Annotated in this window: 19 protein-coding genes and 2 pseudogenes; 14 read left to right on the forward strand and 7 right to left on the reverse strand. The window is 38.4% G+C overall.

Translation table 11 applies throughout. From position 1 onward, the window contains the following. Window positions 1-92: 92 nt before the first annotated feature. Both B2008_RS03795 and B2008_RS03800 read right to left on the reverse strand, forming a co-directional pair. A complete protein-coding gene (locus B2008_RS03795) occupies window positions 93-308 on the reverse strand; it encodes a hypothetical protein (protein ID WP_281828586.1) in 216 nt (71 codons plus the stop codon). 67 nt (window positions 309-375) lie between these two features. After that, on the reverse strand, window positions 376-975 hold the full coding sequence (locus B2008_RS03800; protein WP_281828585.1) for a LysR family transcriptional regulator: 600 nt from the start codon (window positions 973-975) through the stop codon (window positions 376-378). A 114-nt stretch (window positions 976-1,089) separates the two neighbouring features. Here B2008_RS03800 and B2008_RS03805 point away from each other — a divergent pair, with 114 nt between their 5' ends. From B2008_RS03805 to B2008_RS03830, 6 genes are all read left to right on the forward strand, one after another. Continuing rightward, the gene (locus tag B2008_RS03805) at window positions 1,090-2,976 is read left to right on the forward strand and encodes a flavocytochrome c (protein ID WP_281828584.1); all 1,887 of its coding nucleotides are present in this window, start codon (window positions 1,090-1,092) and stop codon (window positions 2,974-2,976) included. Window positions 2,977-3,061: 85 nt separating this feature from the next. Beyond that, window positions 3,062-3,301: a hypothetical protein gene (locus B2008_RS03810; protein ID WP_281828583.1), complete on the forward strand. Its 240-nt coding sequence runs from the start codon at window positions 3,062-3,064 to the stop codon at window positions 3,299-3,301. A 218-nt stretch (window positions 3,302-3,519) separates the two neighbouring features. Then, complete coding sequence (locus B2008_RS03815; RefSeq protein ID WP_281828581.1) at window positions 3,520-4,341, forward strand: L,D-transpeptidase; 822 nt, start codon at window positions 3,520-3,522, stop codon at window positions 4,339-4,341. A 245-nt stretch (window positions 4,342-4,586) separates the two neighbouring features. After that, window positions 4,587-5,582 (forward strand): ADP-ribosylglycohydrolase family protein, encoded by a 996-nt coding sequence (locus tag B2008_RS03820; protein WP_281828580.1) that lies wholly within the window; start codon window positions 4,587-4,589, stop codon window positions 5,580-5,582. 16 nt (window positions 5,583-5,598) lie between these two features. Continuing rightward, the gene (locus tag B2008_RS03825) at window positions 5,599-6,216 is read left to right on the forward strand and encodes a PH domain-containing protein (protein ID WP_281828579.1); all 618 of its coding nucleotides are present in this window, start codon (window positions 5,599-5,601) and stop codon (window positions 6,214-6,216) included. Between the two features lie 230 nt (window positions 6,217-6,446). Then, window positions 6,447-6,770, forward strand: a complete 324-nt coding sequence (locus B2008_RS03830) for a hypothetical protein (RefSeq protein ID WP_281828578.1) — start codon at window positions 6,447-6,449, stop codon at window positions 6,768-6,770. A gap of 52 nt (window positions 6,771-6,822) precedes the next feature. Here the strand turns inward: B2008_RS03830 and B2008_RS03835 are convergent, their stop codons facing one another. The 4 genes from B2008_RS03835 to dhaK are packed head-to-tail and all read right to left on the reverse strand — an operon-like array spanning window position 6,823 to window position 9,512. Beyond that, window positions 6,823-7,530 carry an MIP/aquaporin family protein gene (locus B2008_RS03835; protein WP_281828576.1) on the reverse strand — a complete coding sequence of 236 codons (708 nt, stop codon included), beginning with the start codon at window positions 7,528-7,530 and terminating at the stop codon, window positions 6,823-6,825. 18 nt (window positions 7,531-7,548) lie between these two features. Next, window positions 7,549-7,920, reverse strand: coding sequence for a dihydroxyacetone kinase phosphoryl donor subunit DhaM (dhaM, locus tag B2008_RS03840; RefSeq protein WP_281828574.1), 372 nt, complete (start codon window positions 7,918-7,920; stop codon window positions 7,549-7,551). Further along, window positions 7,917-8,501, reverse strand: coding sequence for a dihydroxyacetone kinase subunit DhaL (gene dhaL, locus B2008_RS03845; RefSeq protein WP_281828572.1), 585 nt, complete (start codon window positions 8,499-8,501; stop codon window positions 7,917-7,919). The genes dhaM and dhaL overlap by 4 nt, the downstream gene beginning before the upstream one ends. A gap of 15 nt (window positions 8,502-8,516) precedes the next feature. After that, entirely contained in the window at window positions 8,517-9,512 is a 996-nt protein-coding gene (gene dhaK, locus B2008_RS03850; protein ID WP_281828570.1) for a dihydroxyacetone kinase subunit DhaK, read from the reverse strand. 208 nt (window positions 9,513-9,720) lie between these two features. Between dhaK and B2008_RS03855 the strand changes: the two genes are divergently transcribed. From B2008_RS03855 to B2008_RS03865, 3 genes and pseudogenes are all read left to right on the forward strand, one after another. Continuing rightward, complete coding sequence (locus B2008_RS03855) at window positions 9,721-10,143, forward strand: (deoxy)nucleoside triphosphate pyrophosphohydrolase (protein ID WP_281828569.1); 423 nt, start codon at window positions 9,721-9,723, stop codon at window positions 10,141-10,143. A 203-nt stretch (window positions 10,144-10,346) separates the two neighbouring features. Next, window positions 10,347-10,673 (forward strand): annotated as a pseudogene (locus tag B2008_RS03860) (type I restriction enzyme endonuclease domain-containing protein); the annotation flags it as partial. 30 nt (window positions 10,674-10,703) lie between these two features. After that, a complete protein-coding gene (locus tag B2008_RS03865; protein ID WP_281828567.1) occupies window positions 10,704-12,476 on the forward strand; it encodes a GmrSD restriction endonuclease domain-containing protein in 1,773 nt (590 codons plus the stop codon). Between the two features lie 244 nt (window positions 12,477-12,720). Here B2008_RS03865 and B2008_RS03870 read toward each other — a convergent pair whose 3' ends face one another. Further along, a complete protein-coding gene (locus tag B2008_RS03870) occupies window positions 12,721-13,977 on the reverse strand; it encodes a restriction endonuclease (protein WP_281828566.1) in 1,257 nt (418 codons plus the stop codon). 92 nt (window positions 13,978-14,069) lie between these two features. Here B2008_RS03870 and B2008_RS03875 point away from each other — a divergent pair, with 92 nt between their 5' ends. The 5 genes and pseudogenes from B2008_RS03875 to B2008_RS03895 all read left to right on the forward strand — a co-directional run bounded on the left by B2008_RS03875 (window position 14,070) and on the right by B2008_RS03895 (window position 18,936). Next, window positions 14,070-15,923: a DUF2075 domain-containing protein gene (locus B2008_RS03875; RefSeq protein WP_281828564.1), complete on the forward strand. Its 1,854-nt coding sequence runs from the start codon at window positions 14,070-14,072 to the stop codon at window positions 15,921-15,923. Between the two features lie 126 nt (window positions 15,924-16,049). Next, window positions 16,050-16,763: an ion transporter gene (locus tag B2008_RS03880; protein WP_414671994.1), complete on the forward strand. Its 714-nt coding sequence runs from the start codon at window positions 16,050-16,052 to the stop codon at window positions 16,761-16,763. Window positions 16,764-16,868: 105 nt separating this feature from the next. Further along, window positions 16,869-17,492, forward strand: a pseudogene (locus B2008_RS03885) (hypothetical protein). Next, entirely contained in the window at window positions 17,492-18,337 is an 846-nt protein-coding gene (locus tag B2008_RS03890) for a DNA/RNA non-specific endonuclease (protein WP_281828562.1), read from the forward strand. The pseudogene B2008_RS03885 and the gene B2008_RS03890 overlap by 1 nt, the downstream one beginning before the upstream one ends. A gap of 152 nt (window positions 18,338-18,489) precedes the next feature. After that, window positions 18,490-18,936: an HIRAN domain-containing protein gene (locus B2008_RS03895; RefSeq protein ID WP_281828561.1), complete on the forward strand. Its 447-nt coding sequence runs from the start codon at window positions 18,490-18,492 to the stop codon at window positions 18,934-18,936. The last annotated feature ends 230 nt before the right edge of the window (window positions 18,937-19,166 follow it).

Raw genomic sequence — 19,166 nt, forward strand, 5'->3', positions numbered from 1 at the left:
CAACACTAGGTTAGTCTGTTTTGTTAGTCATGGTAGTTGTCATCTTCTTGATGTTTTTAAAGTATGTCAAGGATGAAAAATAATCCTAGTTTTTAGTGCCACTTTTTCCGTTCTAGAGCGACTGCCTCTTTTAAATTATCGATGACATCATTGAAGTAGGAGGCCTTTTCGGTTATTTTTAGATAAAAAGCACCATACACCAGGGGTACGTCGACATCTAAAAAGTAGTAGACCACATCTGGGTTCAAATTGTTGTCATAGGCGAAGCTGGGAACGATGCCAATGCCTTCGTTCGCAGTTGCGTACATTTCGCAGGAGATAATGCCGTCGGATTCTCGGATTTGGTCGACAGGCATGATCTGCTTGAGTGCTTGTTCAATTTTTAAAACTGAGGAAACGGCGGGGCTGCTGTTCCAAATCCAGACTCTTTTTATTTGCCAAAGGATTTTTTCGGTTAATGATGACAGAGAATTTTCCCGTTAAAAGCGGGGTGAAACCCAAGCGTTCATCATGGTGAAAGAAGTCTTGCTGGATCAGAATAAAATCGGCCTGATTTTCGTAAAACAGATCGAGGTTGTCTTCAAAGGAAATGTTAGGCCTGAAACCAGAGAAGACGATCTCCTGCTGGCTTTTCTGCCTAAATAATTGCAGAAAGCGAGGCAAATAATAGCGTTCAAAAATCGCGGTTGAGTGGCGAATGATGATGGGCCGCTCTTTTTCTTGGGAATAGATATTGGAAATCGTTTCTTCAAATTGCTGATGAATTTGGCATAATTGCTGGTAAAAGTATTCGCCATCCTTGGTGAAAGCGACCTGTCGTCCTTGCATGGTGACGATTTTGAAGCCTAATTCGTCTTCAAGCCGGCTGATATTTTTAGAAACCGTCGATTGCGAAACAAAGAGGCTTTCGGCTGCTTTGGTGTAATTTTTGGTTTTTCCCAGTGCAATCACGCACTTAACTTGCATCGAATTCATAAACTATTCCTTTTTGTCAAACTAGTATTCCTATTAGTACTAATCATAAGCGAAAAAAACGTTTAAAATCAAATTGTAAGCGATCACAAGCAAGGGATTGCAGGAGGTTTTTACATGAAATCAGGTAAATATCAAGTTAGAGCAAAAGGTCATGGTTCAGAATCCATGCCAATGGAAGTAACAATCGATGGTGACAAGATTAAAGATATTGAAATTGATTCTTCCGGCGAAACCAAAGGGGTTGCCGATGAAGTATTTCACCGTTTGCCAAAGGAAATCATTGATTATCAAACCTTAAACGTTGACGCGGTCAGTGGTGCGACTATTTCAAGCCACGGCGTGATCGATGGCATTGCACAAGCAATCAATGAGGCCGGCGGGGATGCTGAAGAATGGAAAAAGCGTGAAAAGCCTGCAACTAAGAAAGCAAAAGACGAAGAGATAGATGCTGATGTTGTCGTTGTGGGTGCCGGCGGTGCTGGCTTAGCTGCTGCCGTTCGCTCAATTCAGCACGGTGAAAAAGTTGTTATTTTGGAAAAATATCCACAAATCGGTGGCAATACCAGTCGTGCCGGTGGCCCAATGAACGCTGCAGAACCTGACTGGCAAAAGAAATTCAAGGCCCTTCCAGGTGAAAAGCAGACTTTGGAAGAATTGGCTAAGACACCAATTGAGAAGATTGATCCCGAATATCGTGACGACTTTAAAGAATTGCAAAAGCAAATTAAAGAATACGTTGATTCTGGCGCTGATTACTTATTTGACTCAACTCTGCTGCATGAAATTCAAACTTATTTAGGCGGTAAGCGTGTTGACTTAAAGGGTAATGAAATTCACGGCAAATATGCTCTGGTACATGAATTGGTCACAAATGCCCTCAATTCAGTTAAATGGTTGGCTGATCTTGGCGTTAAATTCGATGAAACTGACGTCACCGAACCAGTCGGTGGCTTGTGGCGTCGTGGTCATAAGCCAGTAGAGCCAATGGGCTACGCTTATATTCACATTTTAGGAGACTGGGTAAAGGATCATGGCGTAAATCCATATCTTGAAACCCGCGCTGAACATTTAATTATTAAAAACGGCAAAGTTCGTGGCGTTGTTGCTAAGCGTGCGGATGGCTCAACCTTGACTGTTCATGCTAAAGCAGTCATCTTAACTGCTGGCGGTTTTGGTGCCAACACAAAGATGGTTCAAAAGTACAACACTTACTGGCAAAAGATTGACGACAACATCGCCACTACCAATTCCCCAGCGATTACCGGTGATGGGATCAATTTAGGTCTTGAAGCAGGTGCCGCATTGGTTGGCATGGGCTTTATCCAATTAATGCCTGTTTCAGATCCAAAGAATGGGGAATTATTTACAGGTTTACAAACTCCACCATCAAACTACATTATGGTTAACCAAAAGGGTAAACGCTTCGTCAACGAATTTGCGGAACGTGATACTTTGGCCAAGGCTGCGATTGCCAATGGCGGCTTGTTCTACTTGATTGCCGATGACAAGATCAAGGAAACGGCTTATAACACCACACAAGAATCAGTCGATGCCCAAGTTAAAGCCGGCACTTTGTTTAGAGCTGACACGCTTGAGGATTTGGCAAAACAAGTTGGCATGGATCCTGATACTTTGGTACAAACAATCAAGACCTACAACGAAGACGTTGATAAGGGTGAAGATCCTGAATTCCATAAAAATGTCTTCGATTTGAAGTGTGAAGTTGCACCATTTTATGCAACGCCTCGTCGTCCAGCTATTCACCACACCATGGGTGGTTTAGTCATCGATACTCAGGCTCATGTTTTGGATAAGAATGGCGAAGAAATTCCAGGTTTGTATTCAGCTGGTGAAAATACCGGTGGTATCCATGCGGGCAACCGTTTGGGCGGCAACTCTTTGGCTGATATCTTTACCTTTGGCCGCATCGCTGCCAACACAGCTTATGCTGACATTTACTACACTGAAGATGATGCAAGTACGGGTGCTTCTCAAAAATAAAAAATTCAATTTAAAGTTCTGATATTTTGATCGCTAAATGCTATAATGTCGATGTTAAGGTTTTTAGAAAAGAGATAAAAACAAAATGAATACTATTGCATTTAATCAACAATTGTCAGATAAGTTAAATGAAGTATTTAACCCAACTTTGTACTCAACACCAGGCAAGGGCGAAATCACAGTTGTTGCCAATGAAAAGAAAGATTTGCGTGAGTATCGTATCATTACCAAAGACAATAAGGTAGTTGATTTGATTGATGCTTACAATTCTGAACATGATGCTGACTACCAAAAGTTGGTTGATTTCCTTAAGGATTATCGTTAAGAGAAGATAAAATTGAATATTTAAAAAGCAGTTTTCCTGTTGTGGGTAGACTGTTTTTTGTTTTAAGCAAAGCAATCATTATCAAATCTTAATTATTCAGCAATTTTGCTTTTGACAAGAAGATGCAGCTCAGATATCTGATCTAAACTGCATTTTTTTGTTGAAATTTTTCCCCTCATTGATACAATTTTAGAGGATACAAAAGGGAGATATTAATTATGAAATTTAGATTTAAAGCAACGTTGCTCAGCGTAGCTGCAATCACAGCTCTTACTGTTTTTGGTGGACAAATGACTCAAGCTGCAAGCAGTTCAGTCAATGCCTCATCCAGTTCATCTAGCTCAAATTCTGATGCTTCATCATCAACTTCAACGACTGATTCATCAACCACGTCGTCATCATCCAGCTCATCTTCATCGACTTCTTCTAAGACTAGCTCAACTACGAGCACTAAGAAAAAGACGACAAGCAAGACTAAGACAACTAAAACAACTAAGAAAACTACTAAAAAGAAGACAACCAAGAAGAAAAAGGCCGTTAACCGTCACAAGACCAAGTACCAACCATACTACGATCCAACTGACATGCGTAAGCGGACCGGCAATTACTGGAAGTATTCTAGTGAAACCAAAACCAAGTATCCTAATTTGAAAAAGGTAAAGAACTTAAACTTGCGGGTTTCAATTTTGGGCAACCGCGTTTACGTTCGTTCAGGCAAAAAAGTACTTTACACTATGTACTGCTCAGCCGGCCGAATTGTTAACGGCAAGAGCTTAACGCCAACTGGTACTTACTACACTAACAGCTACCACCCATACCGCTTCTCATCTGGTCTTTACCCAGTCGGCTGGATCGGTCAAGAATACTTATTCCATTCCGTTCCAACTTACGAATGGTCCAAGACTTTCATTGCCAGCGAAACGCACAAGGTTGGTAAAACTCCAGCAAGTCACGGCTGCATTCGTTTGACTGTTAAAGACGCTAAGTGGCTGCACTACCATATTCCATACCACACTAAAGTTATCATCAAGAATAGATAGGGTGACTGCTAGTGAAAAACGATTTTGAAGAGGATAAGCCAACTAAAAAAGAAAAAATCAAGGCCATGATTTGGTCCCTTGTCATTACGGCTGGCATTATCATTTATCATTTTCTGTATTTGAAATAAAAAATTGACACTTTTGCTTATTATAGGTAGAAGTGTCTTTTTTAATATATTTATTCATAATAATGCTTTAAAATAGAAGATGAATACGCTAACGAAGAGATAAAACTTGGAGATAATATGAAAGCAAAGATTGAGCGGATTCAGGGCTGCCTGCTTGGAGGAGCAGTTGGCAATGCCCTGGGTGCACCCGTTGAATTTGGAGAATTAGATGACATTAAGGCTTGCTACGGTGAGGACGGCATTACTTTTGCCAATTTTAAGGGCCCGGCAAAAATCACTGATGATACGCAGATGACCCTGTTCACTGCAAACGGCTTGCTGCTGCCGGGCGACAAGCTCACCAATATTTGGAATTGCTACCAGGATTGGCTGGACACACAGACCAAGCATGACAAGAGCGAGATGACGCATCGGCCGGTTAGCTGGCTAGTCGATGATCAGCGTTTGTTTTCCGTGCGTGAACCGGGCAACACTTGCATCACTGAGCTGAAGGAAAAGCATTTCGGCTCGTTGACGCATCCTTATAACAAAAACAAGGGCTGCGGCGGCATCATGCGCATCGCTCCGATTGGTTTGGTCAATTGGTCGATTGAAAAAGTGGTGGAGTGCAGCGCTCGTGCTTCAGCGCTAACGTATGGCAGCTTGATCAGTTCGATTGCGTCGGTCTTTTTTGCAACGATGATTCATTATTTAAGCCGGATGAAAATTGATATCGCGCAGGCGATCGACAAGACGATCAAGGTTGTCAAAAATTCGATCACCAAGCAGCCAGCTCGTGAAGAAATCATCGGCGAGGTCAATCTGGCGCGGATGCTGGCGGAAAATAGTTCGGATCGGGATGCGGCCAACATTGCTTCGCTGGGGCAAGGTTGGTTTGCCGATGAGACCTTGGGCATCGCTGTTTATTGTGCGCTGAAGTATGAGCATGATTTTAAAAAGGCAATCGAGGCCGCAGTAAACCATGACGGCAATTCTGATTCCCCAGGCAATTTGACGGGACAGCTGTTGGGCGCGCGCTATGGCACAAAAGTTTTGCCAAAAGCATTCTTAGCAAAATTGGAATTACGCGATGTCATTGAAAAGATGGCGGACATGCTCGCCAATGTAAAATGATTTTTAAGGAAAAACTATGGTATTCAACTTATTTAGTAAAAAGCAAAGCAAGGCAAACAACAGATTTTTGGCTGATCAGCGAGGACAGCAGGCAATTGCCCGCATTCAGAAGCTGAATTTGCCAGCAGAATTGAAGCAGCAATTGATTGACGCCGACGTTTTTGATATCTGGTTCAGCGATAAGGATTTGGCGCCGCTTGCCGAAATTATGCAGGATCATGATGATGAAAAGATCGCTTATGCGGCGATTGGCATTAATGTCAAAAGCAAAAACGTCATGCTGGTCTGCACGAATCAGTGCCTCATTATTTTGAGCAAGAAGATGCTGTCAAAAGAGCAGGCATTGGTCATTCCGCTCAAGCAGATCAAGAGCGTGGTGCTGCATAATTCGATCGTCTATGATGAATTGACTTTGATCAATGAGGACGAAACACTGCGGATCAACGCGATCAATAAGGTGGCCGCCCCGATTTTAGCGAAAAACATCAAGAAATACTCTAAATTGGCACAGAATGGTTCTAGTGCATTAGATGAACAGGTAGAGCAAGTAAAGAAGTTGAAAGAACTTCTGGACCAGGGGATTTTAACCAAAGCAGAGTTTGAAGCTAAAAAGAAGCAGATTTTAGGGTTATAATTTTTATAAAAAACAAGCAGGTGATACAAATGTTAAAGAAAATCGGAATTTTTTTGATTTCATTCTTCATCGTGTTGGTCTTCGGATTGACCTTCGACAGCAAAAAAGTTAAATAAAGTCTTTAGATTGAGCATTTTTCTATGCGGGCGCGGTGAAGTCTGATATTCTTAAACAATCAATTACCGCCCGAGGCGACAATATTGCGCATATCCCAGAAAGGAATACTAAACATGTTGGATAACCTGAGCGTAGAAAAACAAGAAATCACTAATGCTTTGATCGACTACTACTATTATTCATTAGATCATCGAAATTTTGCGGATCCCGATTACATCAAGGTGACCGAGGTTCTGATGAAGTTGATCGAAGAAGATAAGAATGTTCCTGTTCAATTTGATGGTGAAGAGAAGAAAGTAATCGATTCTTTGGCGTACATCGTGCAGCACCAACACGAGCGAATTGCACAAGGCCATGAATGGTCGCAAGAAAAATGCGCTGCGAAAGCGACAGAACTGGACAAAGCAGTTGCCGTTGCCGGCGCGAAAAGCGGATAAGAAAAAATCGTCTAGGCAAACGTTTAGACGATTTTTTGTTTAAAGTTTAAATTTATTTAATTAAATATTGCAATCCAGAAGCCAAAATACCACCGACGATTGGACCAACCATTGGTACCCAAGCGTAACTCCAATTTGCAGTAGATTTGTTAGGGATTGGCAAAACAGTGTAGGCAAACCTTGGTGACCAGTCACGTGCTGGGTTCAAAGCAAATCCTGTAGTACCACCTAGGGCTTGACCAATAACCATAATCAGCAAGCCAACAGCAATTGGCTTCAAACCTTTGTCAAAGTCTCCCAAGTTGAGAAGGGCAAAGACGAAGAAAAAAGTAGCAATTGTTTCGCTTAAGAAGTTGAACAGATTGTTTTTAATTGCAGGACCTGTAGCAAAAATTCCAACATTGTTGCCTTCTTCAGGAGTCTTAGTTTCCTTGAAGTGAGGGTAGAATTGAATAGCTACAAGGACGGCACCAACGAAGCCACCTAAAAATTGTCCAATTAGGTAAGGCGCAACTTCATTCCAAGGGAAGAAGCCAAAACAGGCAAATCCCAAAGTTACGGCCGGGTTTAAGTGACCTTGTGAGCCAAGGTTGGCTGCGACGTAGACACCAAAGGTAACGGCCATGCCCCAAGCGATTGAAACATAGAGCCAATTTGAGCCTTTAGCGTATGATTTTTTTAAATTAATTGCTGCACCACAACCGGTACCAAAAGCAACCAATATCATCGTTCCGAAGAATTCACCAATAAAACCTGACATGAGAGAGCCTCTTTCTAGTTAATCTTTAATTGTTAATGGTTTGAGCTGTTTTTCAACATCTTCTAAACCGACGCCTGCTTGAATTAAGGATGCGGCTGTATATGCTCCTTCAATAAAAGCTGTATTGTATAAATGAACTTTTTTGTCTGACATTTCCATTGCCATCTCCAAGTTCATTTTTGCACTGCCTAAGTCATAAAAGGCCAGAATTTCATCGGCAGTATTATCATCAAAGGCCTTCATGATCTTTTCCATGCTGGTACCGATGTCGCCATCGTTTGTTCCACCAGCAGTAGTAATTGATACGTCTTTTGCGACTTGCTTTAACAGTTTTGGCAAGCCTTCGGCAATATCTGGCACGTGAGAAACCAGGGTAATTCCTAAGCTCATAGTAAGCCCTCCGTTTCAAGCATTGCTTCAAATAAGTAGCCACTTGATTCTGAACCTGGATCGATGTGACCTTTTGAACGCTCACCGAGGTAGCTTGCACGGCCTTTTTTAGCAACCATGTCCTTAGTTGCGGCAACGGCATCTTTGATCTTTTCTTCAGTTAAATTGCCTGCTTTGACATCTGGTACCAAGGCGTTCCAAACATCGACCATGGTCTTGTCGCCAGGCTTAGCGCCACCACGCATTTCAATTCCTGCCAGGGCAGCATCGAGCAACTCGCCAAGATCGTCAGTTGATGAGCTCTTCTTAGCCATTTCAAGGAATGCAGTTCCATAGAGTGGACCTGAAGCCCCACCAACAGTAGAAATAAGGGCCATGGCAATTGTCTTGAAGCCGCTTGTTACGTCAGCAGGTTTTGTTGACAATTTTTGCTCAACTGCCTTCATGCCACGATCCATGTTAAAACCGTGGTCACCATCGCCAATTGGCGTATCAAGATCACTCAGGTGCTGCTTGTTTGTTTCAATTTTGTCAGCGAACTTGTTCATCCAGGTTGTTAAAGTATCAACAGTTAATGTCATTATTTCTATTCCTTCCTACCAAGCGATCGTCTTTACAGGATAGTTGAGGTAATCCAGCCATTTGTCGTCTTGGATTTCGAATAAGGTAAGTGAAATACCAGCCATATCGATTGAAGTCATGTAGTTGCCGACTTTCATGAATGCTGGCTTGATGTTGAACTCGTTCAATTTGTTCAAAACATCGTTTGCAAAAATGTATTGCTCCATCAATGGGGTAGCACCCATACCGTTTACTAAGCAGGCATACTTCTTTGAGCCATCAAGCTTCATTTCATCATTCAGCTTGCCAACCAATTCTTCAACCAAGTCCTTAGAAGGCTTAATCTTTTCACGGCGATATCCTGGTTCACTGTGAATACCAACACCGTATTCAATTTCGTCTTCTTTTAGTTCAAAACCAGGCTTGCCCACTTCTGGGTTGGTAGCTGCGGAAAGGGCAACAGCAATTGTCTTGATGTTTGGTAATACCTTATGAGCTAAGGCATCAATTTCGTCAAGGCTTGCCCCTTGTTGAGCGGCAGCACCGAGAATTTTATGCATAAAAATCGTTCCGGCAACGCCACGACGACCTTGAGTGTAAAGACTGTTTTCAACGGCAATGTCGTCATCGACAACGATCGACTTGACTGGAATATCATCCATACTTGTCAAATCCTTCGCCATGTCAAAGTTCATGACATCGCCGGAGTAGTTCTTTACTACTAAGAAAACACCCTGTCCTTGATTTACAGCCTTAATTGCGGCATAAATTTGGTCTGGAGTAGGAGAGGTGAACACTTGACCGCAAACTGCAGCACTAAGCATCCCTTCGCCAACATAGCCAGCATGTGTTGGTTCGTGGCCTGAGCCACCTCCACTGACAATACCAACTTTGCCTTTCATTGAATCTTTGTCAGCACGAACAACTGCTTCTGTACCTTCAATCTTTTCAATATATTGAGGATAAGATCTGGTCATACCATCAACCATTTCTGGTACGACATTATGTGGATCATTAATAATTTTCTTCATAAAAAGGCACCTCTTTCTAGGATGTGAAACCGATTACATCTTGATTATAACTCAATCACTTATTAAAGTTTAATCTATTTTATCATGGCGAGTGACATAGCGTCATTTTTTAAGGCAGCAAATTGCTTAGAAGATCAAAAATATAGTAATTTATTATTCAGTTGTCGGCTTAAAATATAGATAGTTGATTTAGAAAAGGGTTCGATTTATGACAAAAAAGGTTATCAGAGTTGCAGCGGCTGCCATTATTGATCAAGAAAAATGTTTAGTTCTTGCAGGCAAGAGAAATGCTGACCGCTTGGTCGGCGGCTACTGGGAATTTCCCGGCGGCAAGATTGAAAAGGGCGAAACGCCGCAGCAAACCGCAAAACGTGAAGTTGAAGAAGAGTTGAACGCGGAGATCATCGTTGGTCCGCAGCTTGGCGAAACGGTGCGCTATGAATATGACTTCGGCATCGTTGAGCTGACGGTTTTCTTTGCCAAAATGACGGCGCATGATTTTAAACTTGTGGCTCATAGCAAGATTGAATGGCTGCCAGCTGCTCAGGTGGGGGAATTGAATTGGGCTCCAGCCGATGCGCCGCTGATTGCGGAATTGGCGAAGGCTGATGTGAAGAAAGTGGAGTTCTAAATAGAAGAGGCATCCCTATAATTACGGATGATACACAAATAACGCTGGTTACGGCTAATGTCTTTTGCTTGAAGGGAATGTAATTAACAATATTTGGCTCTGTTATCAGGATTGGATTAAAACGCGATTTAAAAGTGATAAGAGCAAGATGATTCATGAACCGACATCATGGTTAGTGAACTGTCTTGCAATGTTTGCAAATTGTGAACCAGGAAGAATTTGCCTTTTATGATGCATTAGCTAATCATGAGGAAGCAGTCAAAGTTTTGGGTGAAGAAAAGTTTCATTTGATTGTCGCTGAATTAGTTAAGATTGTCAAAAAAGAATCCGGTGTTGATTGGGAACATCGTATTAATGTTCAAGCCAAAATGAGAATAGCTGTTAAACACTTATTAAGAAAATACGGTTATCCACCAGATCTCGCTCCGCAAGCTGTTAAAACAGTTGTAGATCAAGCAGAACGTAGGCAAGTAATGAGAGTGAAGAATAACAAAAGCGTAACTACTGAGTTACGCTTTTGTTATACTTAAAATATAAAAAAGAGTATTCAGAGGAAAATTATGGTTGAAAAAAGTTATAGCGTAGAACATGAAAATATTGCCAATATCTTAAGTTGGATAAAAGATGGAAAAATTGGCTTACCTGAAATGCAAAGACCATTTGTATGGAAATCTACACAAGTAAGAGACTTGGTAGATTCTCTTTATAAAGGCTATCCTATTGGATTTATTGTCACTTGGGAAAATCCTGATGCTGAACTAAAAAATGGCGGAAAAGGTCAAAATAAGGAAATAATTATTGATGGTCAACAAAGAATTACCGCATTAAGTGCGGCTTTAGAAGGTAATGAAATTGTTAATGAGAAATATTTAAAGAAAAGAATTTATATTGCCTTTAATCCTACCACAGAAGAGTTTGCTACAAGAAGTGCGGCAATTGCCAAGGATCCGCGATGGATTCCTGATATTTCGATTTTTGAGGATCCAAATTTTAGTGATTATGCTTATGTTACGAAAAATAGTAAACGATTAAATTTGAAGCCTGATGAATTAAGTAAAATCATTCAGAAGCTAAAAGGTATTTCTCAATACGATATTGGAGTTATTAAACTTAATAGTAAGTTGCCGATTGATCAAGTTACGGACATATTTAATCGTATTAATCAAAAAGGTACCAAACTATCATCTGCTGATTTTGCAATGTCTCGTCTTTCTTCAGATACAGCTCATCATGGAAATGATCTTAGAAAAGAAATTGAATACTTTATCCAGTTATATAAAGATCATAGTTTACTTGAAAATATCGTAAAGATGGATCCCGAATTTGCAAATTCAAATTACTTTAAACACATAAGTTGGGCAGATAAAGAAGATGTAACTTTATATCAACCTGATTTTTCCAGTATTCTCCATATTTGTCTTGGATTAGGATTCTTACGTGGAAAATTGTATCAGTTGGTAAGCCTAATTTCAGGTCGTGACTTTGAAAAAAGAACATATACTGAAGAAGCAATGGAAGATTCTTATGAAAAATTTGGAGAAGCAGTTCAATATGCTCTAAATGAAAGTAATTTTAAACGCTATATTTTATTGTTAAAAAGTTTAGGAATAGTGGATAAAAACTATGCTAAATTACCAGATTCTTATATCAATTTTGGCTATACATTGTATTTATATCTAAAAAAGAATTCTAAATTATCCAATGATGAGATAGAAACTTACACTAAAAAATGGATCTTAATGACAGCTTTAACAAAAAGATATGGTTCAAGTCCAGAATCTGGATTTGATCGAGATTTGAGATTAATTTCTGAAGCAAATGAAATTGATCAATTAAAAGAATTATTCGATAATGAGTTTGCACAAAACTTAACTGATGAATTTTGGGATATGACATTACCAAATAGTCTTCAAGCTCAAACAACTCAATTAACAAATTGGCGTATTTTCCAAATGGCGCAAATTCATGCTAGAGCTCATGCATGGCTCGAAAAAGATAAATATACAGCCGATACAATTCAAGAACAAGGTAATATTCATCATATTTTTCCAAAAGCTTATCTGAAAAAGAATGGTTTTAAACAAGAAGAATACAATCAGGTTGCTAATTATGTTTGGATCACACAGCCACGCAATCTTCAAATTAGTGATTATGCTCCAAAAATTTATATGTCAAATAAAGAAACTATGCAATATCATTCGGATGAAAATGATAAGGAAAATGCTATTCCAGCAACGTTGAGGAGCTACGATTTTCATAATTATCATCAGTTCCTACAAGAAAGACGTATATTAATGGCGCAATTAATAAAAGAGTTATTTGAAAGCCTATAATAAAAGCATTCCAATCCGGGGATGCTTTTATGCGTTATAACACCGTTACAAGAAACAAAATATCCATTACAAATTGTGCTTTATCAGTAACGCAAATTATATTTTCTAGTGTTTTTGATTAAGTTGAGTTAAATTTAATCTTGAAAATTTTGAAGGAGAATAAAATGAATCGATTTTGGAGGATTTTATTATGGGTGCTATTTTGGTACTATTTGGCCCCATATTATTTATTTTAAAAATTTTTTTATTCTTCTTTTAAAATATCTTCTGGGTTACGATATTCTTGTTCTGTTCCAAGTTTTGCCAGATATTGTTCTAAAGTAATATTATTTCGATAGATGTATTGACTTACAACTTCAGCAACTTTTTTGCCATTGATCAACATAACTGGATAATTATCTTCTAGAATTTCTTTTTGAGTAGCGTCAGTAAAATAGGATGTTGTAACAAATGCGGCTATCCATCCACGTTTTAATCTTGCAATAATTCGATCAACGTCTTTTCCGCTTATTCCATTTTTGGTTTCGTAACATTTAGCTTGATCCAATACAACTTGACGAACTTGACTCAATCCTGCTTTTCCTATATCGATTCTCAGAACATAGTCATAGCCACCGTCACCAGATGCTTGAGTTACCCAGCCATCGTGACAGATCGTACCTGAATCTTCTATTAATAAACGAGTTACGTCCTTTGCCAAAAATTCGAAACCGTATGGATTATCTTTATAGTAATTATAAATTTGAGAAAGAATGGAATCTAATTTGCTTCCTGGGATGGGGAGCTGTTCTTTTTTCTTGGCAGTGCTTCTCCCATACACGTGCCTGCGCACTTGATTAAAATTGCCATTTTTAATCCAATCTTGCCATTCTTTTGGTGCTAATGAAGGAGCATATTGATCATGATCCCTGCGAGCATCAATCCAATCCCAATTAAAAGCCTCTTGTTCTTTTTTGAGTGAAAATACACAAAAAGCGAAAAGATAATTTGAAAAATATTCTTTATTTTCGGGTGTTCCGGAGTATTGCGTTACCAGTTTTACGGATTCTACAGTTCCATATCCATGAAAAATTCTTTCTCCAGGTTTCTTACTTTCAAAGAAAAGAATAGGAATGGCTTTTGCTCTAATTTTAGGATCCTTATTTTGGCTTATTTTAAATTGTTCTAATAGCCGTTTGTTTCCTGGCGTATCTTCAGGATTCCTATCTTTAGTTTTGTTGTCTCCATAATAATGGATATAACCAATGTCTTCGTTAAATTCATCTTCCCAGGGATTATAAGATTCACTTCGAGGCTTCGTATTACTTGATACAATAATGCATTCCTGGTCACCGTATCTTACGATGCCACGTTGATCTTTATAATTTTTATGACTTTTAGCTAGATGAGTTTGAGTATAATAATTAGTTTTAGAAGATTCGTTCACTTCTAGATAATTCGGATTCTCTGCATCTTTTTTTGATTGATTTGAAGTTGAATAAGTTTGTCCGATGTAAAGCATAGTGATATTTACCTTGTAAACTAGTCTAAATTCCTCTAAGTAATATATAATACTTATGAAACTATTTTACTATTAGGAGTAAGCATTTTTCAGTGAAAAGTATTAAATCACCAGTAATTTATAAAACTAAATATGATATAGATTCGGCTAATCAGCTTGATGATAATATCCGTGAATATTTTAAGAATGACGAAAAATATCGTACCTTATTGACAGAATACCCAACTGTTTACGTCATCAACGATCAGAATGGGGTAAAGAATCCGAGTTACACAGTCTATGTTGGTGAAACTAATGATATTCAACGCAGAACTTTGCAACACTTGGATAGCGATCCTAAAGATAGGGAAGACTTCTTTGGACTGAAGCAATCTAAGAATGCAGAAATGTATGTTATTGGACAGGAACATTTTAATAAGTCGATGACGTTAGATGTTGAAAATCGCCTAATGCAGTATCTGAGCAGTGTACCAGCTGTTAAGCATTTGAACAATCGACGTCATAATGATCAAAATAAATATTATGATTACGAAGAATTTGAGCCACTTTTTAGGAAGATTTGGAAAAAACTAGGAAAAAAGAATCACGACTTATTTCCAGCACAAGAAATACTTGAATCTTCGGCGTTGTTTAAAGCTTCTCCATTTAACAAATTAACTTCTGAACAACTTAAGGCCAAATCTGAAATTATTGAAAAGATCAGATTAGCTCTATCTAAGCAAAAGAATAAGAAGCAGGGAAATGGCCAACTAATTTTGGTTGAAGGGGATGCGGGATCAGGAAAGACTGTTTTAATGAGCAATATTTTTTATGATCTTGTTCATGAAGACGAGATTTCTTTTCAAGAAACGCAGATTAAGACTCCTTATCAAAAGGAAAGTTCAAATCGGCTTTCAGTTGCGATGCTTGTAAATCAAAATGAGCAGTTAAAAGTCTATAAGGATATATCACAAAAAATTTTTGATAAAAACGATAATATCGAAGTAGAAAAGCCTGTTACTTTTATTAAGAACACAAATCCAAATAAAAAGATTGATATTGCATTAATCGATGAAGCTCATCTGTTGCTAACGCAAAGAAGTCAGTCTTATTCAAATGATAAACGTCATCCTGAGATTCAAGTTGGAACTAATATGCTAAAAGACATTCTCAAAAGAGCCAAAGTTGTCATGGCAGTTTTTGATCCAAAACAAGTATTAAGCACAACCAGCGTTTGGGATAGCGAAGACTTTAAAGAACTGGAAGAACAAACAGGACAAAACAATATCATTTATCTGCACAATCAAATGAGAATTGATGCGTCACAAGCAACTATTGATTGGATCCATAAATTAATCGATAAGGGCGAAATTGGGAAAATACCTAAGGATGATCGTTATGAGATCAAAATTTTTAGATCTCCCGCTGAAATGCAAAAGGCAATTGAAGAGAAAAATAAAAAACATGATCGTGGCATCAGCAGAATGGTAGCTACATTTGATTGGGATTATTCTGGTGGTAAAACCAAACCACCTAAGGAGCAGAAATACTGGGAAGTTCGTGAAGGTGATTGGAATATGCCATGGAATTATGAAATCAATGAACGTGACAAATTCGAAAAGAAGCACCGTAAGCATGGACCAGTAAAATACAGCAACCAATCTTGGGCAGAGAAAGATTACACAATTAATGAAATTGGCTCAACTTATACGGTTCAAGGTTTTGATCTTAACTATGTCGGAGTAGAATTAGGACCATCTGTGAAATATTGCAATGGTCAGATTATTCATGATCCGGATAAGAGCGCCAATCCGAAGGCAACGCAAAAACGTGATTCTACGAAGAGCTATGCCGATATGTTATTGAAGAATGAATTTAATATCTTGATGACGCGTGGCGTGCACGGTTTGTATATTCATGCTGTAGATTCGGAATTGCAGAAGGCTTTGGAAGAAGCAGAGAAATAGTTTATTGATAATTCACGTTGGAGGAAAAGTGAAATATAAAGCATCTCTCTAAAGGGACGCTTTATTTGTGGATTTTTCTGTAAAGAAGTTTAATAAAATGTTGACAAAAAAATATATAACATTACCATGGCGATACTCGCCATTTTTTCAATAATACTAATAGTCCTTGATTATGCATCTGTTATTGATATTAATGTTGGACTATGGATGTGGGTTGATAATGCAATATTAATAATTTTTGCTGTAGATTATTTCTATCGCTTAATAAAGGCAAAGGACAAAGTCTCTTTCATTAAACACAATGTATTTGATTTATTATCAATTATTCCTGTTAGCAGTGCCTTTGCAATTTTTAGAATCGCGCGAATTGCAAGACTAGTTCGTGCATTGAGGATTTTGCGTGTATTAAGATTAGTTGGATTAACTGGCAGAATAAAGAAAATTTTATATACAAATGGTTTGATATATCTGCTATATATTAGTTTAGTTTTTCTTATCATAGGAGCTGTAGCATATTCACTAAGTGAACATGTTTCGTTAAGAGAATCATTTTGGTGGGCGATTGCCACTGCTACAACCGTAGGCTATGGTGACATTTCGCCTCATACAATAGTCGGGAAAATTGTTGCTTTATTATTGATGATTGTTGGTATTGGGATCATTGGAATGTTGACTAGTTCAATTACGACCTACTTTGTAAAAAGTGATTCTGACGAAGATCAATCTAGTGATAATAAAAAATTTGAAATGATTATGTCCAAACTAAATGAACTAGAAAAACAAAATAAGGATTTAAAAAGTGAAATCTCTGCTTTAAAACAAAATAGTACAGAAGATTAATTAAAATCTTCTGTTTTTTTTATGCCTAAAAAGACTGCCTTAAGTACTTAGAGTAGGTGTAAACTTGAACGGGAGTATATAGAAAATTTAAAGTGGGAGAATAAAATGAATCGATTTTGGAGGATTTTATTATGGGTGCTATTTTGGTACTATTTGGCCCCATATTATTTATTTAAAAAATTTGTTTTTAAAAATAGAAAGCACAAAATTGCCTGGTCAGCTCTGGGTTCAGTAATTACTGTATTTGTGCTTTTTTGTTGTTGGGTAAATTCCTTGACTGATGATGAAGATACAACCAGCAATATGGCGTCTGCGCCTAAAACGCACGTTGTTGTTAAAAAAGTTGGCGTTTAAAGACTGGCCAAGGATCAGGCGAAAGAAAAGGTTTTAAATACTGAAGAGAAAAAGAAGCATAAAGAATATGACAAACTAGTTGCGGAATTAGATGCAGCTAAGAAAGCACAGCAAGAGGCCAAAAAGCACAGCAGCGAGCAAACGACCGTTACGCATCACAGATCGACTGCTACAACGCACCACTCTTCATCCGGTAATGGAGCAGGAAGAGGAGATATGGATACTGCCGATTCTGGTAAAATCGTTGGGAATAAAAACACAAAGATTTACCACGTTCCAGGACAGGCTGGCTATCGAATGAATTCTGCAAATGCTGTCTACTTCAACAGTGAACAGGATGCAATTAACGCTGGTTATAGAAAGGCTAAGAGATAATGAATAAGAAAATTATTGCGGCTGTTTCAGGTGTCCTTTTGCTTTTTGGCGGTGCTGGTGCGATTAGCAATCCTCAAGTAGATCAAACGGTCATTGCAAAAGTAAAAACAGTCATTAAATATGATCGTACTGATGAAACCAAATCGAAGAAGATTGAGAAACAGAATACAAAGACTGAAAAGAAAATTGTTAGTCTAGATAAAAAGATTGCAAAACTTCGCAAACAGCTTAAGAAATATTCAGGCAAAACCGTTGAATCAGTCAGCGAAGCAAAACTAGCAAGTCTAAATTATTCTGGTAAAGATGTTATTACAGTTAATAATAACGATCCTAAGTTTTCAAAGAGTGATCTAAGTACAAGCCAAGGTGCATGGCAAAAATATGGTGATCTTGATGGGCTGAATCGAGTAACAGCCGCTAATGCATTGCTGAATGAATCTTTGATGCCTAATAGAGAGCGTGAGCCTCTGCATGTTGATCCAACAGGTTGGCATAATAAACGCATTGCAGGTGGATGGCTTTATAATCGCTGTCACTTAATTGGATATCAGTTGACAGGGCAAAACAATAATATCAAGAACCTGATGACTGGAACCAGACAGTTGAACGATCCAGATATGCTTCGTTATGAGAATGAAGTGGCTGACTACATTAAAGAAAGCAGAGCAAACTATGTTCGGTATCGTGTAACGCCAATTTTCCGTGGTAACGAATTGCTGGCTCGTGGCGTTGAAATGGAAGGTCAATCTACTGGTTCAAATGCAGTTCACTTCAATGTTTATATTTTTAATGTTCAAAATGGCGTAACTTTGAATTATTCTGATGGTACTAGTCGAGTAGGATAATTCAAATATAAATTAAAATGCATCCCCCAAACAGGGATGTTTTTTAATACAAATATTTCTATCAATTGTCTAAATCATAAGCTTATCCATTATAATAAAAGTAAAATATTAATATTTTACCGATAACCAAATATAGAAAAGAGGCTATCCAAATGGAAATTCATAACCACGATACCATTGTCATGCCGCCGGAGGGCTTTTTCGAAGACATGCTCGACCGTATGGACAACTTGCAAACCCAAATAGATGAGCTGAAGAAGCTCTATTACAACAATTCTAAAACTTCACGTGATGTGTTCTTATATGGTTGCGAGCTTGCAGGCAGTCAATATCAGGATCTGCAAAACCACGTCATTCCAAAATTGCAGGAGAATGATCCGCTGGTTTTGATAAGAGAGCCCAACAATGAAGCCGATAAGCATGCCATTGCCGTTTACACGACAACCGGCTTGAAGCTCGGCTATTTGCCAAGAGAGCATAACCTGATTTTGAGTCGCCTGATGGATGAAGGCAATTTGTTGACGGGGAAAACGAAGCAATTCCACTGGGATGGCAAGAAGCTTTATTTGGTCGTTAAAGTATTTTTGCATGAAAATTAATAACTGATAACTGAGTGATAAGGGTATAGATAGATGCTAGAAGAAAATATAACCACAGTTGCTGGAAATTCAAAATTATTGCCATTGAGCAAGATTGTTAGTACGAGAAAATTCCAAAAGATTGAATATCATTCTGAAATGAAAATCAAGTTTGCGAGGAATCAGCGCAGCTAAAAAAGTAAATATTTAAAAAGCATCTAGGTTTAATTACAATGTCATTAAGTTAAGAC

The sequence above is a fragment of the Lactobacillus sp. UBA5813 genome (assembly GCF_002417895.1).
Lineage (GTDB): Bacteria > Bacillota > Bacilli > Lactobacillales > Lactobacillaceae > Lactobacillus > Lactobacillus amylolyticus.